This is a genomic window from Ralstonia sp. UBA689, assembly GCF_002298975.1.
Taxonomy (GTDB): Bacteria; Pseudomonadota; Gammaproteobacteria; order Burkholderiales; family Burkholderiaceae; genus Ralstonia.
Genome location: NZ_DBMV01000009.1, coordinates 30860 through 56140 on the forward strand (window position 1 = coordinate 30860; position 25281 = coordinate 56140).

The window sequence follows — 25281 nt, forward strand, 5'->3', positions numbered from 1 at the left end:
CCAGGCGACCATGCGTCGCATACCGGCCTTGCGGGGGGATGTCGGATCAGCGCTCGTCGAACGACAGGACGACGCGTTCGGTCAACGGATGCGCCTGGCAGGTGAGCACGAAGCCGGCTTCGACTTCGCTCTTGTCCAGCGCGAAGTTGCGCTCCATGCGGACCTTGCCTTCCAGCAGCTTGGCGCGGCAGGTTCCGCACACGCCGGAGGTGCACGAGTAAGGCACCTCCAGGCCCGCAGCGGACGCGCAATCGAGAATGCTCGGCTGGTCCTTGCGGAACTCGATCTCGCGCGAGAGCCCATCGCGCACGATGACGACGCGCGCCTGCTCGGCATCGCCCGGCTTGGCCTCGTGCACGACGGCATCCACCTGGCCCTCGGCCTGCTTGGCCAGACCGAAGCGCTCGATGTGAATGCGGTCTTCGGGCACGCCTGCGGCGAGCAGGGCGGCCTCGGCATCGTCGTTCATCTGGAACGGGCCGCAGATGAACGCGTGGTCGATGCCCGAAGCCGGCACCAGATGTTTGAGGAATGCGCCGATCTTCTCCTCGTTCAACCGGCCCTGGGTCAGCGGTGTGTCGGTGTGTTCACCCGAGAACACGTAGTGCAGGACGAGGCGCGACATGTACCGGTTCTTCAGATCCTCGATCTCTTCCTTGAACATCGTCGAGCGCAGATAGCGATTGCCGTAGATCAGGGTGAAGGTGCTGTGCGGCTCGCGCGCCAGCACGGTCTTGAGGATCGACAGGATGGGCGTGATGCCGCTGCCGGCGGCAATGCCGACGTAGTGCCGCTGCTCTGCCGGATTGAGTGGCACGAAGAAGCGGCCTTGCGGCGCCATCACCTGGACAACATCGCCCGCATGCAGGTGCGCGTGAATCCAGTTGGAAAATGCGCCACCCGATACCTTGCGCACGCCGATGCGCAGCGCGCCGTCGTCCATGCCAGCGCAGATGGAGTACGAACGCCGTAAGTCCTTGCCGTCAATCTCGGTGCGCAGCGTCAGATGCTGGCCTTGCGTGAAGGCGAAGACGTCGCGCAGATCCTCCGGTACGTCGAAGGAGACGACCACGGCATCTTGTGTATCGGGCTCGACCGAGCGTACACGCAAGGGGTGGAATGTGAAGTTCATGACGGTCTCGGTAGTCTTGGATGCAGGGCACTCAAATGGGCTTGAAGTGCTCGAACGGTTCCCGGCACGATAGGCAGCGATACAACGCCTTGCACGCCGTCGATCCGAATGCGGACAGCCGTTCGGTGTGGACGCTGCCGCATCGCGGACATGACACGGGTGTCTCGCGCTCGCGGCGGCGGACGAACTGCATCGGCACGGCATCGCCGGCGGTGACGGCGCCCGGCGGCGCAATGCCGTATTCGCGCAGCTTGCGGCGGCCGTCTTCGCTGATCCAGTCTGTGGTCCATGCCGGCGCGCGCTGAAGGCGGACATGCGACGGCCCCAGCCCTGCGGCGTCGATGGCGTCGAGCACGCTGCGCTCGATCGCTTCGGTGGCGGGGCAGCCCGAATAGGTCGGGGTCAGGACAATCTCAAGCTCCTGCCCGTCGAGGCACACATCCCGCACGATGCCCAGATCGCGGATCGACAGCGCGGGCACCTCGGGGTCGAGCACGGTGCCCAGCAGATTCCAGGCGCGTTGCACGCGCTCGGCTGCGCTGACGGACACGATGGACGACGGCGTGCTCACCATGCACCTCCGGGGTAAGTACGCTGCAGGTACTGCAGCTCGGTCAGGATGTAGCCCATGTGCTCGGAGTGGACGCCCCGCTTGCCGCTGCTGCGGAACGCCTGCTCTTGCGGCATCGCCAGACCGGCCTCTTCCAGCAGCGCCGCCATTTCGGCGTGCCATGCGTCCTGCAACTCAGACCAGCGAGGCCCAAGCCCGGTGCTTGCCGCAAAGGTGTCGACGGCATCGTCCTCGAAGAACTCCGGCGTATAGAGCCAAAGCTGGCTCAACGCTGACTCGATGCGCTTGCGCGATTCGGCCGTGCCACCGGCCAGCCGGACCACCCAGTCGATGGAGTGCTGCACGTGGTAGCGCGCCTCCTTCACCGCCTTACCGGCGATGGCAGCCAGTTCCGCATCGGAGGACTGCGCCAGGCGCTCCCACATCAGCCTTAGGAAGATGGCCGTCATGGCGTTGCGCAACACCGTTACAGCAAAGTCGCCGCGCGGCAGCTCCGCCATGGTCAGGTTCAGGTAGTCGCGCTCCTCGCGCAGGAAGGCGAGCTGGTCTTCATCGAAGCCCTGCCCTTCCCTGGCGCCGGCATGCGTGAGCAGCGCACGCGACTGGCCGATCAGGTCCAGCGCGATGTTGGCCAGGGCGATGTCTTCTTCGAGAATGGGCGCGTGGCCGCACCATTCGCCCAGGCGCTGCCCCAGCAGCAGGCAGGTGTCGCCCAGGCGCAATACGTATTGGACGCCAGGAGACCGACTCGGTTGGATGGATGCTTGCATGGCCGGCCTCACATGTGATTGACGGATTCAGGCAGCGTGTAGAAGGTCGGGTGGCGATACACCTTGTCTTCGGCCGGATCGAAATACGCGCCCTTCTCGCCCGGATCACTGGCGACGATGTCGCTGGAGCGCACCACCCAGAGGCTGGTGCCTTCCTGGCGCCGCGTGTACACGTCGCGCGCCATCTGGATCGCCATCTTGGCGTCTGCCGCATGCAGGCTGCCACAGTGCTTATGGTCAAGACCTGCCTTGGGCCGCACGAACACTTCCCACAGCGGCCATTCGTTTTGCGTCGTCATGTCGGTTCCTCTCTGTGCTGAACTCAAGCCTCAAGCGGCTTGCTTGGGCGCAGTCTGTTTGCTTGCATAAGCCAGCGCGGCCTCGCGCACCCACGCTCCGTTTTCCCAGGCCTTGACACGTGCGCCCAGGCGCTCGCGATTGCATTGACCGTTGCCGCCAATGACACGCCAGAACTCATCCCAGTCGATGGGGCCATGGTCATAGTGCTGGCGAGCTTCGTTCCATTTCAGGTCAGGATCGGGCAGCGTTATGCCCAGCACCTTGGCCTGCTCGACCGTGGCATCGATGAACTTCTGGCGCAGCTCGTCGTTGCTCACGCGCTTGATACCCCAGCGCATCGACTGCGCGGAATTGGGCGACTGGTCATCCGGTGGGCCGAACATCATCAGGCACGGCCACCACCACCGGTTGACGGCGTCCTGCACCATGGCGCGCTGCGCGTCGGTGCCCTTCTGCATCATCACCAGCAGCGAATCGAAACCCTGGCGCTGGTGGAAGCTTTCTTCACGGCAGATGCGGATCATGGCGCGCGCATACGGCGCGTAGGAGCAGCGGCAGATGGGCACCTGGTTCATGATTGCCGCGCCGTCGACCAGCCAGCCGATCGTGCCGATGTCGGCCCAGGTCAGCGTCGGGTAGTTGAAGATCGAGCTGTACTTGGCCTTGCCAGTATGCAGAGCGTGCAGCATCTCGTCGCGCGAGGTACCGAGCGTCTCGGCGGCGGCGTACAGATAGAGGCCGTGGCCGCCCTCGTCCTGCACCTTGGCCAGCAGGATCGCCTTGCGCTTGAGCGTGGGCGCACGCGTGATCCAGTTGCCCTCGGGCAGCATGCCGACGATCTCGGAGTGCGCGTGCTGGCTGATCTGGCGCACCAGCGTCTTGCGGTAGTGCTCCGGCATCCAATCCTTGGCTTCGATGTAGCCGCCTTCATCGATGCGGGCATCGAAGCGCGCCAGCAGCGCGAGCTCATCGGTAGAGCGCACGGCCTTGGCTGCGTCGTCCGGCTCCTTGCCCATGGTGTCCATGGCTTGCGTGTACATAGCGTTTCCTCTTGTGTTGATGCAGCGGCCGTCGCGCTAGCGCGGGCGCGAATCGATCACGCGCCGCGCCTTGCCCGTCTGCGTACGCTCGACTGAATTCGGTGCGAGCACCGAGACCTTGGTGGAGATACCCACCATCGTCTTGATCCGGTGCTGCAGCCATCCGGCAATCGCGTGCCGCTCGTCGCTGCTCATATCACCGGCCTGGGGTTGCAGTTCGCAGCGAACCTCGACCTGGTCGAGCAACCCCTCGCGGCTGATGACGAGCTGGTACTGGCCGGAGAGCTTCGCGTGCTGCAGCACGATCTCTTCCACCTGGGTCGGGAAGACGTTGACGCCCCGGATGATCAGCATGTCGTCGCTGCGGCCGACGATCTTGCCCATGCGCCGGAACGCGCGCGCCGTCGGCGGCAGCAGGCGCGTCAGGTCGCGCGTGCGGTAGCGGATGATGGGCAACGCCTCCTTGGAAAGCGAGGTGAACACCAGTTCGCCCTCTTCGCCGTCGGGCAACACCTCGCCAGTCTGCGGATCGACGATTTCCGGATAGAAGTGGTCTTCCCAGATGACCGGGCCGTCCTTGGATTCGATGCATTCGCTCGCTACGCCCGGGCCCATGACTTCGGACAGGCCGTAGATGTCCACCGCATCGATGCCGGCTTTCGCCTCGATGTCGCGGCGCATGGCTTCCGTCCAAGGCTCGGCGCCAAAGATGCCGACCTTGAGCGAGCAAGCAGCCGGGTCCAGCCCCTGGCGGACGAACTCTTCGATGATCACCTGCATATAGCTCGGCGTGACCATGATGATGTCGGGCTTGAAATCCTGGATTAGCTGGACCTGCTTCTCGGTCTGGCCGCCCGACATGGGCACCACTGTGCAGCCGGCGCGTTCGGCGCCGTAGTGCGCACCCAGCCCACCTGTGAAGAGGCCATACCCATACGCCACATGCACCATATCGCCGGCTCGCCCGCCCGCCGCGCGAATGGAGCGGGCGACCAGATCGGCCCAGGTGTCGATGTCGCGCTGCGTGTAGCCGACCACGGTCGGCTTGCCGGTGGTGCCCGACGATGCGTGCACGCGCGCCACTTGGCTGCGTGGCACGGCAAACATGCCGAACGGGTAGTTGTCGCGCAGATCCTGCTTGGCGGTGAACGGAAACTTCGACAGGTCGGCAAGTGACTTCAGATCGCCCGGATGCACGCCCTTCTCGTCGAACACCTTGCGATAGTGCGGCACATTCTCGTACGCGTGCGCGAACGTGCGCTTGAGGCGCTGCAACTGCAGCGCGGCGATCTCATCTCGGCTGGCCCGCTCGATCGGGTCCAGGTCTTCGGCGTGGGGGCGAATCATGACCATGGGGCGTCCTGGGTGGTGATGCGGCATCTCGCTCGTGAACCAATTGAGCGACCGTGGGCACCATTTCTGGTGCAATCTATTTATTAACCGACCGGTCGGTACATAATAATATTGTTGGCAGGTTTGATGGAGGTCAATCGCGTAGGTGAAAACCCTCCCCGCTTTCAAGCGGCTCACACGAGAGTCCGGTTGCAGCCGCTTTCCGAAGATCTAGCTCCTCAGCCTCTCAAGCGCAAACAAAAACGCCCGCTTACGCGGGCGTCTTGCTGAATGCGGAGTGCGTCCCGATCAGTGCATCAGGCTGTCAGCCAAGAGACGTTGCAGCACGTTGCTGGCGATCAGGCGATGGCCGCCGGTGGTCGGGTGCACGCCGTCGGCAAACAGGTACGACAGATCCGCACCCGCCGCCACCAGCGTATTGGCCGAGCAGAACAGCGAGCTGCCGCCCGCGCCCGGCACCAGCGCGTTGATCTTCGTCGCATCACATGCGGGCGTGCTGGTGTTCGAGAAACCAAACGAAACACCGTTCTGGATCACGGCCGTCAGTTGCGAGTTGAAGTCGATCACGCGGGCGGTGGTGCCAGTCAGGCCAGCCTGCAGCGTGGTGTTGAACGTGCCCACCAGCGCGTGCAGCAGCGCCTGACCCGCCACGCCGCCAGCCACGCCCTGCGGCGTCAGGCTACTGTCAGGCAGGTTGAACACATAGAGCTGCGTCGCGTTCTTGCTGATCATGTCCTTGATATAGCCGACCAGATCGGTCGCGGCCTGCTGCACCTGCGCGGTGGCAATGGCCGGCGTCACACCCGAGTTCGGCGTGGCCACGGCGGCAGCCCAGTAGAAGATGTCGTTGTTGCCGCCGAACACGAACACCACGTCGTTGCTGCCGTTGAAGGTGTTGTTGCTGGCCGCGTAAAAGTTGGCGAGCTGCTGCTTGACCGGATACGTGAGCGCGCCAGCGCCATTGTTATGACCGATGCCGTTCGGGTCGGTCACGCGCGAGCCACCTTGTGCAAAGTCGAAGCAACCGGGCTTCGGGCAAGTCTGCACCTGATTCGCGTAGCCCATCACGGCCGGCGTCAGCGCCACGCCCAGTTGCGATGCCACGGTTTCCGCCCAGATCGGGCCGGGATTAGTGGTGAACTTGCCGCCGCCCACGGCTGCCGCCGCTGGCGTGTAGGTGCCGGCGTCGCTCAGGCTATCGCCGAACACCACCATGCGCTGTACCTGGGCAACATTGGGATTGCCGCTTTGATCGGATTCGCCGCCGCAAGCGGTCAGGCCCAAGGCGAGGGCCGCCGATGCAACCCCCATCCATTGACGCAACTTCATGGTCTGTCTCCCGTGTGGAATTTTTTTGATGTGTGGTGCCGCGGTGCGTAACCTCGCCGCGCGCGTTTGAAGCACGCAGGACGACACAACGCCCAAGTGTAGCGAGGTTGCCGGGCGCACGGCGAACGCGTGCCCCGTAAGAATTAGAGGCTCGATTCGAACGCGGCGGCGGCGCGACGCAAGCGGTCGTTGACGGCAGCCCAGGCGGGGGTATCGGCTAGGGTTTCTACCCAGATGGCGTCGTAGCCGCCGCGATCGAGTTCGCGCAGCAATGCATACAGCGCGTTTGCGTAGCCAGCGGGCGTGGTGGGGGCGAGGCGCTGGTCGCTGCCGGCTGGCAGTGTCACGGGTGACCCCAGCCAGACGATGCGCTTGCCGGCAGGCAGTGAGGCCAGACGCGCGGGCACGTCATCGGCGGACAACATGTATAGCGGCGTGCGCGGCGCGTAATGCGCCTTCAACGTGCCGGAAGCACGCGGTGCAGCCGCATCGGGCAGCGAAGGCATCTCGCCGGTCACGCGCTCGATGTCTTCGGGTGTGATGGCCCCCGGGCGCAGCAGCACCGGGCCAATGCCCTGATCCAGGCGCGAGAGGTCGACGATGGTCGATTCGATGCCGACATCCACGCCATCGCCTTCGAGCACGAACACCGCGTCGCCGAATTCATCGCGCACATGCTGCGCGGTGGTCGGGCTGACCTGGCCGAACTTGTTGGCCGACGGTGCCGCAATGCCGCCACGCCCGCGCTTGAAACGCGACAGCAGCGCCTGCGCCACCGGATGCGATGGGCAGCGCAGCCCGATGCTGTCCTGTCCTCCCGCCACCGCCGCGGGGATGTGCGGCGCACGCTTGAGGATGAGCGTCAGCGGGCCGGGCCAGAAGGCTTCGATCAGTTGCAGCGCAATGCCGGGCACATCGTCGGCCCAGTAGGAAATGTCGGCGCCGTCCACCACATGCACGATCACCGGATGGTTGGACGGCCGGCCCTTGGCCGCATAGATCTTGGCGATGGCCTGCGGGTTCTCGGCATCGGCGCCGAGGCCATAGACGGTCTCGGTCGGGAAAGCAACCAGCTCGCCCGCCTCCAGCCTGCGCGCGGCCTCATCGAGGCGTTCGCGCGGAGGCATGACGTACGGCGTGGTCGACTTGTGCATGATGACGATGCGTTCTTAATCAGGCTGCAGGCCGAGCACGTGCGCGGCATGGCGGAAAGCCTCGTCCACCACTTCGGGCGAGGTACCGACACAATTCACGTGGCCCATCTTGCGGCCCGGCCGCGCATCGGCCTTACCGTACAGGTGCACCTTGGCGCCGCTGTGCGCCATCACCTGGTGCCACGCGGGCGTACGCTCCAGGCCGTACTCGAACCACACGTCGCCCAGCACGTTCAGCATACGCCCCGGCGAGTGCTGGCGCGTGCTGCCCAGCGGCAGGCGGGCCATGGCGCGCACCTGCTGCTCGAACTGGCTGGTCTCGCACACGTCCATGGTGATGTGCCCCGAGTTGTGCGGACGCGGCGCCATCTCGTTGGCCACCAGCGAGCCATCCTGCAGCACGAAGAACTCGATGCACAGCACACCGACATAGCCCATCTCCTCGGCGATCATCGCCGCAGCCGCGCGGGTGCGCGTGGCAACGTCGTCCGACACGCTACGCGAAGGCATGATGGTCGAGAACAGGATGCCGTCCCGATGCTCGTTCTCGGCCAGCGGCCAGGTGGCGGTGCTGCCGTCGACGCCTCGGGCAGCCAGCACGGACACTTCGTACGCCAGCGGCAGCATCTTCTCCAGCACGCACGGCACATGCTGCATGGCAGCCCAGGCGACACGCAATTCGTCGACGGTCGACACGCGCGCCTGGCCCTTACCGTCATAACCCATGCGGGCGATCTTCAAGATGCCGGGCAGCAGGTCAGCAGGCAGTTGCTCGATGTCGGCTTCGTGCTCGATCACCCAGCTCGGTGCCGGGTGGATTCCGGTACGTGCGGCGCACAGCGCGAAGAACTTCTTCTCGGCGATGCGGTTCTGCGCGATCGATACGCAATTGGCACGCGGCGCAACGAACGCGCCGAGTTGCTCCAGGCGATCGAGCGCCATGGCCGGCACGTTCTCGAATTCGGTGGTGACAGCCGGGCACAGCGCAGCCATCTCGGCCAATGCGGCTTCATCGGTATAGCCTGCGCACAGATGGCGCTCCGCGATGGTGCCGGCGGGGCTGTTCGGGTCCGGGTCGAGCACGCAGACCTTGTAGCCCATCGCCTGCGCGGCGTGCGTGAACATGCGGCCGAGCTGGCCACCGCCCAGCATGCCAAGCCAGGCATCGGGCAGGATCGCGTTGGGGACGTTCAGCGCGCGGGATTCAGCGGAGTGCGCCTGTGACAGGCGAGGGTTCAGATCATCAGCCATAGCGGGATCAGATGGGCAGCGTCATGCCACGCGCCACTTCGGTCTGCTGTGCGCGGAAGGCTTCGAGCTTCTCTGCCAGAGCCGCATCGATGGTGGCAATGGTGGCGATGGCCGCGAGCGCCGCGTTGGCCGCGCCTGCCTCGCCAATGGCAAACGTCGCCACCGGAATGCCCTTGGGCATCTGCACGATGGACAGCAGCGAGTCTTCGCCGCGCAGATACTTTGACGGCACCGGCACACCGAACACCGGCACGATGGTCTTCGCGGCGATCATGCCCGGCAGGTGCGCTGCCCCGCCGGCCCCGGCGATGATGGCGCGCAAGCCCCGGCCGCGTGCGGCTTCGGCGTAGCGGAACATGTCGTCAGGCATGCGGTGCGCCGAGACGACCTGCGCCTCGAACGGAATGCCGAACTGCGTGAGCATGTCGGCGGCATGGCGCATGACCTCCCAGTCGGAGTTCGAGCCCATCACCACGCCAACCAGCGGAGCGGATTGCTGTGCGGTCATCGCGTCGCTCCTTTATTTAGCGCAGGGTTTCGCCGGTCAGGCGGGTCAGCGCTTCACGGTACTTGTTCGCGGTCTTTTCGATCACGTCGGCGGGCAGCTCGGGCGCCGGGGCTGTCTTCGGCCAAGGCTTGCCGTCGATGCGCACGGCTTCGAGCCAGTCGCGCACGAACTGCTTGTCGAACGACGGCGGGTTGGTGCCAACCTGGTACGAATCGGCCGGCCAGAAGCGCGACGAATCGGCGGTGAGCGCCTCGTCCATCAGCGTGAGGGTGCCGTTCTCGTCCAGGCCGAACTCGAACTTGGTGTCGGCGATGATGATGCCGCGCGTGGCGGCAAAGTCGGCGGCTTCCTTGTACAGGCGGATGCTCACGTCGCGGATCTGCGCGGCGAGCTCTTTGCCGATACGGCGCTCGACTTCATCGAAGGAGATGTTCTCGTCATGCTCGCCCACGTCGGCCTTGGCGGCCGGCGTGAAAATCGGCTCGGGCAGCTTCTGCGCGTTCTGCAGGCCAGCGGGCAACTGCACGCCGCACACGGCGCCGGTGGCCTGGTAATCCTTCCAGCCGCTGCCGGCCAGATAGCCGCGCACCACGGCTTCCACCAGGATCGGCTTCAGGCGCTTGACCACGATGGCGCGGCCGCGCACCTGGTCCGCTTCATTCGGGGCCACCACGGTTTCCGGTGCAATGCCCGTCTCGTGCGTCGGCACGATATGGCGCAGCTTGTTGAACCAGAAGTCCGACATCTGCGCGAGCACGCGGCCCTTGTCCGGAATCGGCTGGCCGAGGATCACGTCAAAGGCCGACAGGCGGTCGGTGGTAACCATCAGCAGCTTGTCGTCGCCGACGGCGTAGTTCTCGCGCACCTTGCCCCGGCCGAGCAACGGCAGGCTGGTGATCGACGATTGATAAAGGGCGGAGGCGGCAGGGGTGGCGGACACGGCGGAACCCAAGTGGATGTGAAAAACGTGGAAGGCCGACATTATACGGGCCGGCCCCATGCAAAACGGCTGGCGCAGTGCCAGCCGTTGCTCTACTTACGACGCAAAATGCTTATTGCACCACTTGCGCCAGGGCGCCGCTCTGGTACTGCTGCGCCATCACCGACATGCCGACCGGCTTGATCTTGCCGGCCTGACCTTCACAGCCGAACTGGATGTAGCGCGCCTTGCAGACCTGCTTGGCGGCCTCGCGCGCAGGCTTGAGCCATTCGCGGGCGTCGAACTTGTCCGGATTCTCAGCCAGGAACTTGCGCACCGCACCCGTCATTGCCAGGCGGATGTCGGTGTCGATGTTGATCTTGCGCACGCCGTACTTGATGGCTTCCTGGATTTCCTCGACCGGCACGCCGTAGGTTTCCTTCATCTTGCCGCCGTACTGGTTGATGATGGCCAGCAGTTCCTGAGGCACGCTCGACGAGCCGTGCATCACCAGGTGGGTGTTCGGGATACGCGCGTGGATTTCCTTGACGCGGCTGATCGCCAGGATGTCGCCGGTGGGCTTGCGCGAGAACTTGTAGGCGCCGTGGCTGGTGCCAATGGCGATGGCCAGCGCGTCAAGCTGGGTGGCCTTGACAAACTGGGCGGCCTCTTCCGGATCGGTCAGCAGGGCCGAATGGTCAAGCTTGCCGACGGCGCCGTGGCCGTCTTCCTCGCCCGCTTCGCCGGTCTCCAGCGAACCCAGGCAGCCGAGTTCACCCTCGACAGTGACGCCAACCTTGTGCGCCATCTCGACTACGCGGCGCGTCACGTCGACGTTGTAGTCGAAGTCGGCCGGGGTCTTGCCGTCTTCGCGCAGCGAGCCGTCCATCATGACCGAGCCGAAGCCCAGGTCGATCGCGCCCTGGCAGATCGCCGGGCTTTGGCCGTGGTCCTGGTGCATGACCAGCGGGATCTCAGGATAGGCTTCTACGGCAGCCTGGATCAGGTGCTTGATGAAGGACTCGCCGGCATATTTGCGGGCGCCCGCGCTGGCCTGCAGGATGACCGGCGCGCCGGTTTCCTTGGCGGCTTCCATCACAGCCTGGACCTGCTCCAGGTTGTTGACGTTGAACGCCGGCAGGCCGTAGCCGTTTTCCGCGGCGTGGTCCAACAGTTGGCGCATCGAGACGAGTGGCATGGTTTTCTCCTATGGGTCGATCTGTATTCGGTCTCAGGGACGCCAGCAGCAACCGGCATACCCGACAGCGCGTCAGTGCATGCCGACGCGCACAATCTTGAGCGTATTGGTGCCGCCCGCCTGCCCCATCGGCTCACCGACGGTCAGGACGATGAAGTCGCCGCGCTGCACGACACCGCGCGCGACCAGCAGTTCTTCCGCCTGGTGCAGCGCCTCGTCGCGGTCCAGGCTGGTCGCCAGCGGCAGCGACTGCACGTTGCGGTACAGCGCCATCGCGCGCTGCGAGCGCACATTCGGCGTCATCGCATAAATCGGCACGTTGATGCCATGACGGCTCATCCACAGCGCGGTGGCGCCGGAATCCGTGAGCGCGGCAATCGCCTTCACTTGTAAATGGTAGGCCGTGAACAGCGCCCCCATGGCGATCGATTGGTCGATGCGGGCGAACGTTTGGTCGAGGAAGTCCGTATCCAAATGGACCGGCTGCGACTTTTCGGCCTCCACGCAGATGGCTGCCATGGCTTCGATGGTCTCGACCGGATAGCGGCCGGCGGCGGTTTCGGCGGAGAGCATCACCGCATCGGTGCCGTCGAGCACGGCGTTGGCGACGTCCGACACCTCGGCGCGTGTCGGCACCGGGTTGACGATCATCGACTCCATCATCTGCGTGGCCGTGATGGCCAGCTTGTTGGCTTCGCGCGCGAGCCTGATCATGCGCTTTTGCAACGCCGGCACGGAGGCGTTGCCCACCTCCACCGCCAGATCGCCGCGCGCCACCATGATGCCGTCGGAGGCTGCCAGGATCTCTTCGAGCACGCCCGGGCGGATGGCCTCGGCACGCTCGATCTTGGCGATCATCCTGGCCTTGTGGCCGTGCGGCGCACCGGCCACGGCGGCCAGTTGGCGCGCCATTTCCATGTCGGTGGCGTTCTTGGGGAAGCTGACCGCGACGTAATCGGCACCCAGCGCCATCGCGGTCTTGATGTCTTCCATGTCCTTGGCGGTGAGCGCCGGGGCCGACAGCCCGCCGCCCTGGCGGTTGATGCCCTTGTTGTTGGACAACTCGCCGCCGATCTTGACGATGGTTTCGATCTCTTCACCGACCACGCGCTCGACCTGCAGCACGATCAGGCCGTCGTTGAGCAATAGCAAATCGCCAGGGCCAACGTCGCGCGGCAGCTCCTTGTAGTCGAGGCCCGCGCGCTCCTGGTTGCCCAGCTCGCAGCGGGCATCGAGCGTGAAGCGATCACCCGGGCTGAGTGTGATCTTGCCGTTTTCGAACTTGCCCACGCGGATCTTCGGGCCCTGCAGGTCAGCCATGATGCCGACCTCGCGGCCGACCGAGCGCGCCACTTCGCGCACCAGTTGCGCACGGTCGATGTGATCCTGCGCGCTGCCGTGCGAGAAGTTCAGCCGCACCACATCCACCCCGGCCGCGATCATGCGGGTCAGAACTTCCTGCGTGCTGGATGCAGGGCCGAGCGTAGCGACGATCTTGGTGGAGCGGGTCATGGGCGGCGGTGTCTCGTTGGTGTTGTTGAGCGATGCGGCAGACGGCGCGTGACGATCAGGCCCGCGCTGCCTGATTCTGGGCGCGCTGCTCCAGGATTTCCACAGCCGGCAGGGTCTTGCCTTCCAGGAACTCCAGGAACGCGCCGCCGCCGGTGGAGATGTAGCCCACGCGGTCGGCGATGTTGTACTTGGCGATGGCCGCCAGCGTGTCGCCGCCGCCCGCGATCGAGAAACCCGACGACGAAGCGATGGCCTCGGCCAGCACCTTGGTGCCGTTGCCGAACTGGTCGAACTCGAACACGCCGACCGGGCCGTTCCACACGATGGTGCCGGCGGCCTTCAGTTGGTCGGCCAGCTGTGCGGCAGTCTTCGGGCCGATGTCGAGAATCATGTCGTCGTCCGCCACATCCTTCACGTCCTTGACGGTGGCAGCAGCGGTTGCGCTGAACTCCTTGGCGCACACCACGTCGACGGGAATCGGCACCGAGGCGCCGCGCGCGGCCATCAGATCAATGATGGTCTTGGCATCGCCCACCAGATCCGGCTCGGCCAGCGATTTGCCGATCTTCAGGCCCGCAGCCAGCATGAACGTATTGGCAATGCCGCCGCCAACGATCAGGTTGTCCACCTTGTCGGCCAGCGACTTCAGGATGGTCAACTTGGTCGACACCTTGGAGCCTGCCACGATGGCGACGAGCGGACGCGCCGGCTGGCCCAGGGCCTTGCCCAGCGCATCGAGTTCAGCAGCCAGCAGCGGGCCGGCGCAGGCAATCGGGGCGAACTTGGCGATGCCGTGCGTGGTGGCTTCCGCGCGGTGGGCGGTGCCGAAGGCATCGTTGACGTAGACATCGCACAGCTTGGCCATCTTCTGGGCCAGTTCGTCGCTGTTCTTCTTCTCGCCCTTGTTCACGCGGCAGTTTTCCAGCAGCACGACCTGGCCGGGCTTGACTTCCACGCCGTCGACCCAGTTCTGCACCAGCTTCACGTCACGGCCGAGCAACTCGGACAGACGCCGGGCGACCGGCGCCAGCGAGTCTTCGGGCTTGAACTCACCCTCGGTCGGGCGACCCAGATGCGAGGTGACCATCACGGCGGCACCAGCATCGAGTGCGGCCTGGATGGCCGGCACGGAGGCGCGGATGCGCGTGTCTTCGGTGATGTTGCCGGCATCGTCTTGCGGCACGTTCAGATCGGCGCGGATGAACACGCGCTTACCGGCAAGCTTGCCTTCGGAGATGAGATCGGACAGACGCAGGACGTGAGGCATGGCAGCAACAAAGAGGAGATCGCGGAAAACGACGATTTTACCTGATCACCCTTGCCTCCTTGCCAGCCGAACGAACAAGCGAAAACCCGGATCCCTCCGGATAGAGGTGCGCGCCCATCTTCACAATTCCTCACAAAGCTACAATGTGCGCGCCAATAAACATAACAATGTCGGGAGTATCACGATGCGCCATGCGCCATCCACGGGCCGCGCCGCGCTGGCGGCGGCCTTGACCACCTTGTTGCTGGTCGCCTGCGGAGGCGGCGACGGCGGATCCACCAACACCACATCCGGCACAACGGCAGATGGCACCCCAGGCGCACCGGGCAGCCCCGCCCTGCCAGCCGCCGGCCCGCTGACACTGACCAAGCTGGAATTCGCGCAGACGCACGTGCTGCCCGAGGGCGGTCTGGCGTGGACGCTGCCCAACACTACCGGCTCGTTCAAGTTGATCGGCAATCGCGGGGCGCTCGCGCTGGTCGCTATCGGGCAGACCGACGTGCAGCAGCCCAAGCTGGAAGCCTGGCGCAACGGCACACTGCTCGGCAGCCTCGCGCTGAACGCGCCGGCCGCGCTGCCGCCGACCGAATCCAACGGCCGGCCCTATGCGACCGACCGCTGGAGCGCGACCGTACCCGCCGCATGGATGGCACCAGGCACATCGTTCCGCGTGTCGGCGGCCAACTACACGGCCAGTGATGGGCACACGCCCAGTTTTGGCACTGACGCCGACATCACCCTGCGCGTGCTGCCGTTCTACCTGTTCGGGGCCAACGACACGAACACCAAGCCGCTCTCGTCGGTCAGGGCACCGGATACGGCCACGCAGCAAGAGATCTTTGCCAAGTGGCCGGTGTCCGCGCTGAAAGCGACGAACCATCCGATCGGACGTGTGGCGTGGTCAAACCTCGTGATCGGGCCGCGCAATGACAGGAACAACGTCGCGCAGCCCGCCTACGCAATGACGGCGATGAACCAGCAGCAAGACGGCTACGCCGTGATGAGCGCCGTGCTGAGCCTGATTGGCGGCCTGCGTGCAGCCAACGGCGAAAGCCCGACCAACAACCAGTACTACGCGCCCATCCTGTCGGTCGATCCATCGACGGGGCGGGAGTTCTTCCTCGGCGGCGGCCTTGGCAGCATCGGCGGGGGCACCGGCGTCGGCGACGAGAACTACACCGGCATCTTCATCCACGAGCAGGGCCACGCCTTCGGCCTGCCGCACGCGGGCGCTGCCTACACGGCCGGCACGTATCCATATGCGGGCGGCAGCCTGACCGGCTCGGTATGGGGTTATGACCCGAACCACAATCAATTCCTCGACATCCGCGTGCCGACCACGGCCAGCAGCTACGCCAATTGCGCGAGCAGCCACCAGACCGACTCCGCCGGCCACTGCATCAAGCAGGATCCGATGCAGGGCGGCGCGGGCGATCAGTCGCCTGGCTACAAGTTCGCCACGTTCTCGGATTTCAATGCGGGGAAGATGCAGGCCTGGCTGCAGGGCCAGATCCTGACGGACGCGGCCTCGCCCACGGGCTACAGCAAGTGGGATGCGAACGCCCAGGCGCGCGTTGCCTATACGCCCGCCACCACCAGCAACGGCCTGTACGGCATCAACCAGAACCTGCCGGCGCAGACCAATGTGCCGGTGGTTGCGATTGCCATCACGTTCAGCCGTGCGGGCACGGCGGGCGTCTCGCAAATCTATCCACCGCTGCCCTACACCGGCAACCTGATCCGCACGTTCGATCCGGCCAGCGCCGCCGACCGCGCGGCCATTGTGCCCAATACCGGCACGTACGCGTGGTACTGCCATGCCAGCGGCTGCGACTACACGGTGCGCGTCACGTATGACGACGGCTCGCAGATCACCCGCGTGCTGCAGGGCGGCTTCCGCCCGTGGTTCAGCCCCACGGGCACGCCGGCGGCCAACACCACGGACCCGAGCAATGGCGCCAGCTTCAAGCTGTGGACCATCAACGTGCCGGGCGACAAGGCCATCGCCAAGGTCGAACTGCTCGATACGCCGACCGCGTGGAACGGTCTGCCGGCTACGCCAACCGTGCTACTTAGCCGATAAGGCCTGGGGGTGCTGCTGCAGGCGCAGCGCGCCCTCGGCGCTATAGAGCGCCAGTCCGACCCAGATCAGCACATAGCCGGCCACCTTGGGGCCGGCGAACGGCTCGTTGTACAGCCACACGCCCAGCAGCAGTTGCAGCGTGGGGCTCACGTACTGCAGCAGCCCCAGCAATGACAGCGGAATACGCCGGGCGCCGGCACCGAACAGCAGCAGCGGCAGCGCCGTCACCGGGCCGGCCAGCGCCAGCAGCAACTGCGTGCCGGACGATGCCGCCAAGAATACGTTCTGGTGTTGCGAAGCCAGCCAGCCCAGGTAGCCCAGCGCCAACGGAAACAGCAGCAGCGTCTCCAGCGTCAACCCTTCCAGTGCGCCCAGCGGCGAAGTCTTGCGCAGCAGCCCGTACAGCCCGAACGAAAACGCCAGCGCCAGCGCGATCCACGGCAGGCTACCGGCCTGCCACGTGAGCCACACCACCCCGGACGCCGCCAGCGCCACCGCCACCCACTGCACCGGCCGCAGCCGCTCGCCGAGCACCAATAGCGCCAGCATCACCACCACCAGCGGGTTGATGAAGTAGCCAAGGCTGGCATCGACCACGTGGTCGTGGTTGACCGCCCAGATGTAGGTCAGCCAATTGGCCGCCAGCAGCGTGGTGCTGGCCGCATAGCGCCCCACCACGCGCGGCTGCGTGCGCAGCGCCCACAGCCAGGCCCAGTGGCGCTTGATGAGCAGGATCACCGCCATCACCGCCAGCGACCAGATCACCCGGTGCGACAGGATCTCCACCGGCGAAACCGTCTTGAGCAGCTTGAAATACAGCGGAAACAGGCCCCACATCGTGTAGGCCAGGAAGGCAAAAATCGCGCCGTTGCGAGTGGAAGCTGACACGTTCATCCCCAGAGACGCAGCACGGTAAACACCCCCATGCCGACGAAGATCATGCCCAGCATGCGCCGCGTCGCCACGTAGAACGCGGTGGCAGCGATGCCGGCCATCAGGCGCGGATTGGTCCAGCTCGGGTCGAAGTGGCTCTGGTTCCAGAGCAGGTCAGGCAGCACGATGGCGATCAGCGCCGCGGCCGGCGCAAAGCGCAGCGCGTGCTGCAGGCGCATCGGCAGCGTCACGCGCTCACCCACGATCAGGAACAGCGAGCGCGTCACGATGGTCACCATCGTCATGCCGGCGATGACCAGCCAGATTTCCAGCGCACTCATGCGTCTTCCTCCTCGGGCGTGGCCTGCGGGGTTGCCTGCAAGGCACGGCGGCGCTGCCATTGGAGGCGCGCGGCAGCCTCGTCGGCGGCCAGGCCGGCGGCCATCGCTCCGGTCACGGCAATCACCAGGCTCAAACGGTAAGGCAGCTTGAAGGCGACCAGCGCCAGCACCGCTGCCACCGCCACCGCCATGAGGGTGGCACGGCTTCGAATGGTCGACACCATGACAGGAATCAGCGCCAGCGTCCCGGCCAGTGCCAGGCCCCACGCATCAGGAAACAGGCTCGCCGCGACGATGCCCACGATGGACGACACCTGCCAGGCCACGAAGCTCAGCAGGACCATGCCCCAGAAGTAGCCCTCCTTGCCCGCCTCCGGCGCGGCCGACGGGTACTTCTGGGTGAACAGCACAAACGGCAGATCACCGTTGAACACGCCCAGGACAACCCGCCGTACGAACGGCAGATGTCCGAAATGCTGTGCCAACCCCGCGCTGAAGATGATGAAGCGCACGTTGACGATGAACGCCGTCAGCAACACCGTCCAGATCGGTAGCCCGGCCGCCAGCAGCGGCAGCACCGCCAGTTGCGACGACCCCGCATAGACGAAGATCGTCATGCCGATCGCCTGCGGAATGGTCAGCACCGACTTGCTCATCGCCACGCCGGTCACCGTGCCCCAGGCAAGCACCGGCGGCAGCGACGGCATGTAAGCCCGCATGCCGGCGAAAAAACCGGCGCGCTCGGCTGGGTCGATCGCCTGCCAGCGGCGTTGCAGCGCGGCGCTCCAGCGGATTAACGCCATGACGCCCTCACAAGCGGCGGATTCGTCTCTTTTTGATCGGCCGGCCAGGGATTGCCGGTAACGCGCAAACGTTGGAATGTCGGGGGCGACATGGGTGGCTCGCAGGAAACGGACGATTATACTTTTTGTGTTAAGTGCCCGCTTAATGCCGATCCGAATACGACAGACAGCGTGCGCCGATTCGTGCCGGGCGCCACGGTGAAACATTCAGCGTTGGCGTGCCAGCGCCCACCCCTTACAATTTCGCCTTTGTCGGCATTTGAGCCTGCGGCCATACAGGATGTGGCTGACCCTCGGTCAGACCCCATCGGCATTTCTCACCTCATCATGACCACGCATACCGCACCCACGATCGAAATCGGCGCTGACGACCTGCCGCTGCATTGCCCGACCGCCAAGACGCCGGCCTGGAACTACCACCCGCGCGTGTTCCTCGACATTGCCGACACCGGCGAGGTCAAGTGCCCGTACTGCGGCACGGTCTACAAGCTGGCCCCCGGCGTAGAACTGAAGGGCCACCATTGAGCCGTCTTCACCCGTTGTACGCTGGTCGCAACCCACTTCCGGCGAATCGATGATGCGCAAGATCCTCGTAGTCGCCCCTAACTGGATCGGCGACGCGCTGATGGCGCAGCCGCTGTTTGCGCAGATCAAGGCGCGGCACCCGCGCGCGCAGATTCACGCCATCGCCCCCAAGTGGGTGGCGCCGGTGCTCGCACGCATGCCGGAAATCGCCCGTGTGTTGCCCACCGACCTCGCCCACGGCAAGCTGCAGCTCGGCAGCCGCACGATGTTCGCCCAGCGGATCAAGGGCGAAACCTTCGACGTGGCCTACGTGCTGCCGAACTCGTTCAAGAGCGCGCTCATTCCATGGCTGGCCGGCATTCCGCTGCGCATCGGCTACAAGGGCGAATCGCGCCTGGGCGTGCTCAACGTGCGCTACCCGAATCCGCCCAAGAACGAGCGCCCGCCAATGGTGCAGCACTATGCAGCGCTGGCCTTCAAGCCTGGCGCCAAGCTGCCCGACGCCCTGCCCGACCCGAAGCTGGACGTCGACGTGCAACGCGTGGCGGCCACATCGGCCAAGTTCGGTATTCCGGGCAATGCGCGGCTGATCGCCTTTTGCCCCGGCGCGGAATACGGCCCGGCCAAGCGCTGGCCCGCCGAGCATTTCGCCGAGCTTGCGCAGATGCTGCGCCGCTCGTTCCCGTACGCGCAGATCGTCACGCTCGGTTCGGGCAAGGACCGCGAGATGGCCGATGCCATCGTCGAGCGCGCCCCTTTCGTGCGCAACCTCTGCGGTGAAACCTCGCTCGACGAAGCCATCGAACTGCTCGCCCGGTCCGAGGCCGCCATCTGCAACGACTCGGGCCTGATGCATGTGACGGCCGCCCTCGGGCGACCGCAGGTGGCCGTGTTCGGCTCCAGCGACCCGCGCCACACGCCGCCCCTGTCACCCGCTGCGAGTATCATGTGGCTCCATCTGGAGTGCAGCCCGTGCTTTGCACGCGAATGCCCGCTCGGCCACTTGCGCTGCCTGCGCGACATTGGCCCCGAGATGGTGTTTCATGAATTGCGCCGGCTGCTGCAGCCGGTATAAATGCACTCAAACAGCCGCTCCAGTACCGTCAGTCCCCCCTCAAACTCTAGCTGCCATGCCACGATTTGCCCGCCTGTTCGAAGCCGCCGAGGACATCCTCGAAGCCTATCGCGATGCGCTCAAGCGCCGCGATGCCGACAGCGCGCTCAAGCTGTGGCTGGACGAAGACTCGGTGAGCTTCATCCTGCCCGACGGCCAGCGCCTGTACGGCCACGAGCAACTGCGCGGGTGCCTCGACGCGCTGGTCGAGAAGAACCCGGTCTGGATCGAATGCCTCTCCCAGCAGGTGCACTCGTCGCTGGGCGTATCGATCTTCGAGGCGACCGAAGCGCTACGCTTCTCCGCCACCTCCACCGAAGCCGATCTGTACGTGCACACCACCTACGTGCTGATGCAGAACCATGAAGGCTGGCGCATCGCCCACGTGCATTCCAGCCAGGCGGCGGAAGAGCGCGTAGCGGCCTCCATGGCCAGCGTTTCGCACTCACTGCACTGAGCCGCACCACATTCGGCGTGGCCGCTGGATTCGCTACACCCGCTGCCCGATGACCTACTCGTCTCGCCATGCTGCCCCCGCTGAACTGAACCTCGGCGCCATGCTGGCGGGGCCGTTCGAGCCGCATGCGTTCCGCTCGCCGTGGTGGCTGATCGGCGGCAACGCACAGACCATCGTGCCGGCGCGCCTGTGGCGCTTCCCGCGCATCACCTACCGGCGCGAGCGCTGGGACACGCCCGATCAAGACTTCATCGACCTCGACTGGACCACGCACGAGGCAGACGCCCATGCGCCGCTGGTCGTCATGTTCCATGGGCTGGAGGGCGACTCGCGCAGCCATTACGCGCGGCTGATGATGGATGCGCTGCGCGCGCGCCGCTGGCCGGGCGTCGTGCCGCACTTTCGCGGCTGCTCGGGCGAGATGAACCGCGCACCCCGCATGTACCACTGTGGCGATGGCGCCGAGATCGCGTGGATCCTGGAACGGCTCTATCAGACGGTCTGCCTGCCCCAGGGCCGCAAACTGCTGGCCGTCGGCATATCGCTGGGCGGCAATGCGCTGCTGCGCTATCTGGGTGAGCACGGTACCGGCGCGCGCCATCTGAGCGCTGCGGCGACGGTCTCCGCGCCGCTGGACATGCGAGCCGGCGGCGCTGCGCTTTCGCGGGGCTTCAACATGGTGTACACGCGCATGTTCCTGCGCACGCTCAAGGAAAAGGCCAACGCGAAGCTCGACCAGCACCCCGGCCTGTACGACCGGGCCACCATGCTGGCTGCACGCAACCTGAGCGAGTTCGACAACCTCGTCACGGCGCCACTGCACGGTTTTCGCGATGTGCTCGACTACTGGACACGTGCTTCATCCAAGCCGATCCTGCGTGAAGTGCGCGTGCCGACGCTGGTGCTCAACGCGCGCAACGACCCCTTCCTGCCTGGACAGCACCTGCCCGGCCCGGCCGACGTATCGCCGGACATCGTGCTCGACCAACCGGAGCATGGCGGCCATGTTGGCTTCCTGCTGCGTCACGATGGCGGCCTGCGCCACATGGCCGGCCGCATCGATTGGATGCCGGCGCGCGTCCTGCGCTTCTTTGACGACGCGCTGGGCAGCCCGGGCCCGCTGCTGCCCGCACAGCCCAATGGCATGGTGGGAGGCATCCATGGATGAGATCGTCCGCCAGGCCATGGCCAAATGGCCGAACGTGCCGAATTGCTTTGGCTGGCTGGCGCTGGACCGCCGTGGCCAATGGCGCATGCGCAATGAATTTGCGCAGGCCAACAAGCTGTCGGGCGACCCGATCCGCCATACGCCGCTCATCGACTTCATCGCGCGCAACTACGCGCATGACGATGCGGGCCGCTGGTTCTTCCAAAACGGGCCGCAGCGGGTGTTCGTCGAACTCGATTACACGCCGTGGATCGTGCGGCTGATGCCTGACGGTGCGCCGCCCGCCTTCGTCACCACCTCAGGTGCGCCCTTCGTGCCGACCGGCTGCTTTGCCGACGAGCTCGGCAACGTGCTGCTGTCAGGCCGCGTGGCCGGGCTGGAAGCGGAAGAGACCATCGCCCTGCTGCACGATCACGACCTCGAGCCGTTCTCGTCACTGGCGCAATGGCTTGGCGAGGCGTGCAGCACCGCGCTTGGCACGCTGGCCGTGGGCGATGGCACGTTCGATATCGAGCCGATCCATAGCGCCGAGGTGCCGCGGCGTTATGGCTTTGTGCCGCATCCAACGGCGTAGCGGCGAGGGTCGGCCGTCCGCCCTTTCCTACTTCGGCAACGCCTTATCCTCCGCCTTCTCCTCCTTGTACTGCCGCTCCATCTGATGCAAGCGCGCATCCACTTCGGACAGCGTGTAGAAATCCGCATCGCCCGCTTCGCGCGCCAGCTTGAGCTGCTCCACCGCTGAACCCCACGCGCCATCGCGCGCGTACTTCTCGGCCAGCGCTCGGTGCTGCTCGACGTGCTTGCCCTTGTCAGCATAGGCGCGCGCGAGCATGTCCCACCAGATCGACTGCGTGGTGTCTTCGCGGGCCTTGTCCCGCAGATAGGGGATCGCATCATCCGTGCGACCGGCCGCCAGCAGCGTCTGCGCGTAGGTGATGCCGACGGCGCGCGACAGCGGATACGCGGTGAGCGCTGCACGCGCCAGCGTCAGCGCTTCGGGCGCGTGGTTGCCGGCGCGCGCCAATTCGATGGCGGTGACGTCCAGATCGACGCTGCCCGAGGTGATGCCGGGAATGTTGCCGTACAGGCGCCGCGCTTCCAAAAGCGCCTGCTCGGCCTCGGCCAATCGCCCGGCCATCTGGTTGGCAACGGCCACGCCGTACCACAGCGCAGCCCGCTTCTCGACGGGCGCATCCGGCGCCGACGACAGTTGCGACTGCATCGCATTGCGCACGTCGAGGTAGGCACTGGTCGACGTCTCCTGCAGCACGCGCGCCCGCGCCTTGGCAAAGCCGAACTCGGGCCGGCGCGGCTGGCGCGGGTGCGGCAGGCCACGTGCGCGGTCCTCCATGTCGGCAATGCGCTCGCCCGTGAGCGGGTGGGTGCGCGCATAGCCGGGGATCACGCCGGTATCCGCAATGTTCGTCACACGCTGCAGGCGGCGGAAGAAGTCGGGCATGCCCTCGGGGTTGTAACCAGCGCCCGTGAGCAGCGTAAAGCCGACGCGGTCAGCCTCGCGCTCTGCGCTGCGCGAGAAGGCAAGCTGGTTCGACACCGCCGCCGCCTGCCCGCCCACGGCCAGCGCCTGCGCCGCGTCGCCGCTCTTGGTCGCCGCAAGCCCAGCCAGCAGGATCGACGCCAACGCAATCCACATCGACTCGCCCGACTTGTCGATGCCGCGCGCGATATGCCGCTGCAACACGTGGCCCATTTCGTGGCCGAGCACGGAGGCCAGCTCCGACTCACTCTCAGTGGCCACCAGCGTGCCCGTATTCACACCGATGTAGCCGCCCGGCAGCGCAAACGCATTGATGCCCGGGTCGCGCACGGCGAACAGCTCAAAGCTCGACGCGGAGCTACTGCCCCCCACGCGCTGCCGGCGTGCTGCCTCGATCAGCTTGTAGGCAATGGTGTTGAGGTAATCGGCGAGCAACGGGTCAGGCACGTAGTCCGGATCGCGGCGGATCTGGCGCATCACACGGTCGCCCAGGCGCCGCTCCATCTCCGGCGACAGCGCCGCCGTGGACGGGTCGCCCATGTCGGGCAACTCATACGTCGGCGCATCGATGACGGTCGGGTCTTTCTGCAGGTACGGCGACTGGCGGCCGATCTGTACGCTGCGGTTCAGGTTGCTCTGCACCTGGTCGGCTGCCGGCGCAGATGCCGGCCCCTGTGCCAGCACAGGCAGTGGCAACGGCACAAGCCAAGTCGACAACACCACAGCGGCGGTCAACTTGCGAGCGCGCGGCTGGAAGAGGAAAAGCGTCATACGGAAAGCGCGGTGGGCGAAATCGATCCGGCAACGTCGCCGAAAGCCGGGTGCTTGCTATCATAAAACGCTTCGTATTCTGCCCCCTGATTCCGCTGTCATCCATGCCGCAACTCACCCATTTCGATTCCGCCGGACAAGCCCATATGGTCGATGTCGGCGACAAGGCCGTTACGCATCGCGTTGCGGTGGCTACCGGCACGATCCGCATGCTGCCGCAGACGTTTGCGCTGGTGCGCGACGGTACGGCCAAGAAAGGCGATGTGCTGGGGATTGCGCGCATTGCGGCGATTCAGGGGTCCAAGCGAACGTCGGATCTGATTCCGCTGTGTCATCCGCTGGCGTTGACCAAGGTGGGCGTGGAGTTTGAATTGGATGAAGTTGCTCACACCGTACGCTGTACTGTTCGCGCTGAGACGCGTGGGCAAACTGGGGTGGAGATGGAGGCGCTGACTGCTGTGCAGGTTGGCCTGCTGACCATCTACGACATGTGCAAGGCCGTGGATCGGGGGATGGTGATTGGGGATGTGCGGTTGATGGAGAAGCGGGGGGGGAAGTCGGGGGAGTGGGTGTCGGATTAATACGCTTGCATGCTGCAGATGAAAAGAGCGTCCTGGGACGCTCTTTTTGTTTGTGTGCGCGGAAGTTAGCGGCACTCGGCAGGGGCGTATTTGGCATCCAGACTAGGAGACTTCTTCTGCGTCACGCCTGAATCTGGCTGCGTTTTCCCGCTTGCCGCACAAACCCATTGGATAGCTGCCGCAGGGATACTCCCGGCCTTTAAATTTCGACCCTCAGAATATGGCGTTAGCACCAACTGGTTCTTCGTGTCAGGTACAAGTTTCGGATCAAATGTGATCACAATTTCGCCAGTAGCGTCATCAACATCGAGCTTCGAGACGTTCTTGGTTGGAAAGAAATCCGATATTCCTTTCGAAAGTCTATCTTGGCCAGCAATAGCGTTTTCCGCCACAAGCGTTTTTGTTTGCGCAGCCAATGCGAGCCCTTCGGTTACCTTCGCTCGGACGGTGTAATCCTGATACGCCGGTACGGCAATCGCCGCCAGAATACCGACGATAGCGACAACGATCATGAGCTCAATGAGGGTGAACCCCTTTTGAACCCGCTTAGCAACGCGATGCTTCAACATGTCGACAACTCCCAGTTCGCTTTTGATGACAAAGAACTCAGTGGCCAAACTTCTTTTATCGAAATTAGCCCTTGAGAACCCCAAGCCTAAGCGAATCGGAAACAATTCATGTATCGCGCAACAATTTTTGATAATAAGAAAAAATCCCTTCCAAAAATAACAAAGCGCTCCGAATGGAGCGCTTTTTGTCGCGA

At 65.1% G+C, this 25281-nt stretch carries 26 protein-coding genes; 7 read left to right on the top strand and 19 right to left on the bottom strand.

The features are described from left to right. Positions 1–46 precede the first annotated feature (46 nt). From paaE to B4F51_RS04165, 14 genes are all read right to left on the bottom strand, one after another. Positions 47–1132, bottom strand: coding sequence for a 1,2-phenylacetyl-CoA epoxidase subunit PaaE (gene paaE, locus B4F51_RS04100; RefSeq protein ID WP_296223817.1), 1086 nt, complete (start codon positions 1130–1132; stop codon positions 47–49). A gap of 31 nt (positions 1133–1163) precedes the next feature. Then, positions 1164–1706 carry a 1,2-phenylacetyl-CoA epoxidase subunit PaaD gene (gene paaD, locus B4F51_RS04105; protein ID WP_296223818.1) on the bottom strand — a complete coding sequence of 181 codons (543 nt, stop codon included), beginning with the start codon at positions 1704–1706 and terminating at the stop codon, positions 1164–1166. Further along, entirely contained in the window at positions 1700–2473 is a 774-nt protein-coding gene (gene paaC / locus B4F51_RS04110) for a 1,2-phenylacetyl-CoA epoxidase subunit PaaC (protein ID WP_296223819.1), read from the bottom strand. The genes paaD and paaC overlap by 7 nt, the downstream gene beginning before the upstream one ends. An 8-nt stretch (positions 2474–2481) precedes the next feature. Next, positions 2482–2772, bottom strand: a complete 291-nt coding sequence (gene paaB, locus B4F51_RS04115; RefSeq protein WP_296223820.1) for a 1,2-phenylacetyl-CoA epoxidase subunit PaaB — start codon at positions 2770–2772, stop codon at positions 2482–2484. Positions 2773–2802: 30 nt separating this feature from the next. Continuing rightward, the gene (paaA, locus tag B4F51_RS04120) at positions 2803–3813 is read right to left on the bottom strand and encodes a 1,2-phenylacetyl-CoA epoxidase subunit PaaA (protein WP_296223821.1); all 1011 of its coding nucleotides are present in this window, start codon (positions 3811–3813) and stop codon (positions 2803–2805) included. A gap of 36 nt (positions 3814–3849) precedes the next feature. After that, complete coding sequence (paaK, locus tag B4F51_RS04125) at positions 3850–5160, bottom strand: phenylacetate--CoA ligase PaaK (RefSeq protein WP_414706673.1); 1311 nt, start codon at positions 5158–5160, stop codon at positions 3850–3852. 294 nt (positions 5161–5454) lie between these two features. Beyond that, positions 5455–6495 (bottom strand): SGNH/GDSL hydrolase family protein, encoded by a 1041-nt coding sequence (locus tag B4F51_RS04130; RefSeq protein WP_296223823.1) that lies wholly within the window; start codon positions 6493–6495, stop codon positions 5455–5457. 143 nt (positions 6496–6638) lie between these two features. Continuing rightward, a complete protein-coding gene (locus B4F51_RS04135; RefSeq protein WP_296223824.1) occupies positions 6639–7649 on the bottom strand; it encodes an L-threonylcarbamoyladenylate synthase in 1011 nt (336 codons plus the stop codon). A 15-nt stretch (positions 7650–7664) separates the two neighbouring features. Further along, positions 7665–8900, bottom strand: a complete 1236-nt coding sequence (locus B4F51_RS04140) for a 5-(carboxyamino)imidazole ribonucleotide synthase (protein ID WP_296223825.1) — start codon at positions 8898–8900, stop codon at positions 7665–7667. A gap of 7 nt (positions 8901–8907) precedes the next feature. Then, entirely contained in the window at positions 8908–9408 is a 501-nt protein-coding gene (purE, locus tag B4F51_RS04145) for a 5-(carboxyamino)imidazole ribonucleotide mutase (RefSeq protein ID WP_296223826.1), read from the bottom strand. 16 nt (positions 9409–9424) lie between these two features. Beyond that, a complete protein-coding gene (locus tag B4F51_RS04150; protein ID WP_414706674.1) occupies positions 9425–10390 on the bottom strand; it encodes a phosphoribosylaminoimidazolesuccinocarboxamide synthase in 966 nt (321 codons plus the stop codon). Positions 10391–10460: 70 nt separating this feature from the next. Next, positions 10461–11525 carry a class II fructose-bisphosphate aldolase gene (gene fba / locus B4F51_RS04155; protein ID WP_296223828.1) on the bottom strand — a complete coding sequence of 355 codons (1065 nt, stop codon included), beginning with the start codon at positions 11523–11525 and terminating at the stop codon, positions 10461–10463. A 72-nt stretch (positions 11526–11597) separates the two neighbouring features. Next, positions 11598–13037, bottom strand: a complete 1440-nt coding sequence (gene pyk / locus B4F51_RS04160; RefSeq protein WP_296223829.1) for a pyruvate kinase — start codon at positions 13035–13037, stop codon at positions 11598–11600. Positions 13038–13092: 55 nt separating this feature from the next. After that, positions 13093–14304, bottom strand: a complete 1212-nt coding sequence (locus tag B4F51_RS04165; RefSeq protein ID WP_296223830.1) for a phosphoglycerate kinase — start codon at positions 14302–14304, stop codon at positions 13093–13095. Between the two features lie 184 nt (positions 14305–14488). Between B4F51_RS04165 and B4F51_RS04170 the strand changes: the two genes are divergently transcribed. After that, complete coding sequence (locus B4F51_RS04170) at positions 14489–16387, top strand: M66 family metalloprotease (RefSeq protein WP_296223831.1); 1899 nt, start codon at positions 14489–14491, stop codon at positions 16385–16387. On the opposite strand, the gene rarD is transcribed toward B4F51_RS04170, so the two are convergent. The 3 genes from rarD to B4F51_RS04185 are packed head-to-tail and all read right to left on the bottom strand — an operon-like array spanning position 16373 to position 18404. Continuing rightward, positions 16373–17275: an EamA family transporter RarD gene (gene rarD / locus B4F51_RS04175; protein WP_296223832.1), complete on the bottom strand. Its 903-nt coding sequence runs from the start codon at positions 17273–17275 to the stop codon at positions 16373–16375. The genes B4F51_RS04170 and rarD overlap by 15 nt on opposite strands. A gap of 2 nt (positions 17276–17277) precedes the next feature. Continuing rightward, positions 17278–17601 carry an AzlD domain-containing protein gene (locus tag B4F51_RS04180; protein ID WP_296223833.1) on the bottom strand — a complete coding sequence of 108 codons (324 nt, stop codon included), beginning with the start codon at positions 17599–17601 and terminating at the stop codon, positions 17278–17280. Continuing rightward, the gene (locus B4F51_RS04185; protein ID WP_296223834.1) at positions 17598–18404 is read right to left on the bottom strand and encodes an AzlC family ABC transporter permease; all 807 of its coding nucleotides are present in this window, start codon (positions 18402–18404) and stop codon (positions 17598–17600) included. The genes B4F51_RS04180 and B4F51_RS04185 overlap by 4 nt, the downstream gene beginning before the upstream one ends. 327 nt (positions 18405–18731) lie before the next feature. Between B4F51_RS04185 and B4F51_RS04190 the strand changes: the two genes are divergently transcribed. Genes B4F51_RS04190 through B4F51_RS04210 form a run of 5 tightly spaced genes read left to right on the top strand, consistent with a single transcriptional unit; the run spans position 18732 to position 22242 of the window. Beyond that, complete coding sequence (locus tag B4F51_RS04190; protein WP_296223835.1) at positions 18732–18929, top strand: zinc-finger domain-containing protein; 198 nt, start codon at positions 18732–18734, stop codon at positions 18927–18929. A 49-nt stretch (positions 18930–18978) separates the two neighbouring features. Next, a complete protein-coding gene (waaF, locus tag B4F51_RS04195; protein ID WP_296223836.1) occupies positions 18979–20004 on the top strand; it encodes a lipopolysaccharide heptosyltransferase II in 1026 nt (341 codons plus the stop codon). Positions 20005–20059: 55 nt separating this feature from the next. Further along, complete coding sequence (locus tag B4F51_RS04200; protein ID WP_296223837.1) at positions 20060–20500, top strand: YybH family protein; 441 nt, start codon at positions 20060–20062, stop codon at positions 20498–20500. Between the two features lie 49 nt (positions 20501–20549). Beyond that, complete coding sequence (locus tag B4F51_RS04205) at positions 20550–21668, top strand: YheT family hydrolase (protein WP_296223838.1); 1119 nt, start codon at positions 20550–20552, stop codon at positions 21666–21668. Next, the gene (locus B4F51_RS04210) at positions 21661–22242 is read left to right on the top strand and encodes a DUF2946 family protein (protein WP_296223839.1); all 582 of its coding nucleotides are present in this window, start codon (positions 21661–21663) and stop codon (positions 22240–22242) included. Before B4F51_RS04205 ends, B4F51_RS04210 begins: the two co-directional genes overlap by 8 nt. Before the next feature lie 27 nt (positions 22243–22269). Here the strand turns inward: B4F51_RS04210 and B4F51_RS04215 are convergent, their stop codons facing one another. Next, positions 22270–23937 carry a M48 family metalloprotease gene (locus tag B4F51_RS04215; RefSeq protein ID WP_296223840.1) on the bottom strand — a complete coding sequence of 556 codons (1668 nt, stop codon included), beginning with the start codon at positions 23935–23937 and terminating at the stop codon, positions 22270–22272. Positions 23938–24041: 104 nt separating this feature from the next. Between B4F51_RS04215 and moaC the strand changes: the two genes are divergently transcribed. Then, entirely contained in the window at positions 24042–24518 is a 477-nt protein-coding gene (gene moaC, locus B4F51_RS04220) for a cyclic pyranopterin monophosphate synthase MoaC (protein ID WP_296223841.1), read from the top strand. A 65-nt stretch (positions 24519–24583) separates the two neighbouring features. Here the strand turns inward: moaC and B4F51_RS04225 are convergent, their stop codons facing one another. Then, on the bottom strand, positions 24584–25087 hold the full coding sequence (locus B4F51_RS04225) for a pilin (RefSeq protein ID WP_296223928.1): 504 nt from the start codon (positions 25085–25087) through the stop codon (positions 24584–24586). Between the last annotated feature and the right edge of the window lie 194 nt (positions 25088–25281).

Coding starts and splice junctions, on each gene's coding strand:
- B4F51_RS04135 (WP_296223824.1), bottom strand. CDS start 7,649: ATGCACAAGTCGACCACGCCGTACGTCATGCCTCCGCGCGAACGCCTC.
- fba (WP_296223828.1), bottom strand. CDS start 11,525: ATGCCACTCGTCTCGATGCGCCAACTGTTGGACCACGCCGCGGAAAAC.
- B4F51_RS04190 (WP_296223835.1), top strand. CDS start 18,732: ATGACCACGCATACCGCACCCACGATCGAAATCGGCGCTGACGACCTG.
- B4F51_RS04180 (WP_296223833.1), bottom strand. CDS start 17,601: ATGAGTGCGCTGGAAATCTGGCTGGTCATCGCCGGCATGACGATGGTG.
- paaE (WP_296223817.1), bottom strand. CDS start 1,132: ATGAACTTCACATTCCACCCCTTGCGTGTACGCTCGGTCGAGCCCGAT.
- B4F51_RS04140 (WP_296223825.1), bottom strand. CDS start 8,900: ATGGCTGATGATCTGAACCCTCGCCTGTCACAGGCGCACTCCGCTGAA.
- paaA (WP_296223821.1), bottom strand. CDS start 3,813: ATGTACACGCAAGCCATGGACACCATGGGCAAGGAGCCGGACGACGCA.
- B4F51_RS04215 (WP_296223840.1), bottom strand. CDS start 23,937: ATGACGCTTTTCCTCTTCCAGCCGCGCGCTCGCAAGTTGACCGCCGCT.
- paaB (WP_296223820.1), bottom strand. CDS start 2,772: ATGACGACGCAAAACGAATGGCCGCTGTGGGAAGTGTTCGTGCGGCCC.
- moaC (WP_296223841.1), top strand. CDS start 24,042: ATGCCGCAACTCACCCATTTCGATTCCGCCGGACAAGCCCATATGGTC.
- B4F51_RS04165 (WP_296223830.1), bottom strand. CDS start 14,304: ATGCCTCACGTCCTGCGTCTGTCCGATCTCATCTCCGAAGGCAAGCTT.
- paaC (WP_296223819.1), bottom strand. CDS start 2,473: ATGCAAGCATCCATCCAACCGAGTCGGTCTCCTGGCGTCCAATACGTA.
- B4F51_RS04225 (WP_296223928.1), bottom strand. CDS start 25,087: ATGTTGAAGCATCGCGTTGCTAAGCGGGTTCAAAAGGGGTTCACCCTC.
- pyk (WP_296223829.1), bottom strand. CDS start 13,037: ATGACCCGCTCCACCAAGATCGTCGCTACGCTCGGCCCTGCATCCAGC.
- B4F51_RS04150 (WP_414706674.1), bottom strand. CDS start 10,390: ATGTCGGCCTTCCACGTTTTTCACATCCACTTGGGTTCCGCCGTGTCC.
- B4F51_RS04210 (WP_296223839.1), top strand. CDS start 21,661: ATGGATGAGATCGTCCGCCAGGCCATGGCCAAATGGCCGAACGTGCCG.
- B4F51_RS04130 (WP_296223823.1), bottom strand. CDS start 6,495: ATGAAGTTGCGTCAATGGATGGGGGTTGCATCGGCGGCCCTCGCCTTG.
- B4F51_RS04200 (WP_296223837.1), top strand. CDS start 20,060: ATGCCACGATTTGCCCGCCTGTTCGAAGCCGCCGAGGACATCCTCGAA.
- waaF (WP_296223836.1), top strand. CDS start 18,979: ATGATGCGCAAGATCCTCGTAGTCGCCCCTAACTGGATCGGCGACGCG.
- paaK (WP_414706673.1), bottom strand. CDS start 5,160: ATGATTCGCCCCCACGCCGAAGACCTGGACCCGATCGAGCGGGCCAGC.
- purE (WP_296223826.1), bottom strand. CDS start 9,408: ATGACCGCACAGCAATCCGCTCCGCTGGTTGGCGTGGTGATGGGCTCG.
- paaD (WP_296223818.1), bottom strand. CDS start 1,706: ATGGTGAGCACGCCGTCGTCCATCGTGTCCGTCAGCGCAGCCGAGCGC.
- B4F51_RS04185 (WP_296223834.1), bottom strand. CDS start 18,404: ATGGCGTTAATCCGCTGGAGCGCCGCGCTGCAACGCCGCTGGCAGGCG.
- B4F51_RS04170 (WP_296223831.1), top strand. CDS start 14,489: ATGCGCCATGCGCCATCCACGGGCCGCGCCGCGCTGGCGGCGGCCTTG.
- B4F51_RS04205 (WP_296223838.1), top strand. CDS start 20,550: ATGACCTACTCGTCTCGCCATGCTGCCCCCGCTGAACTGAACCTCGGC.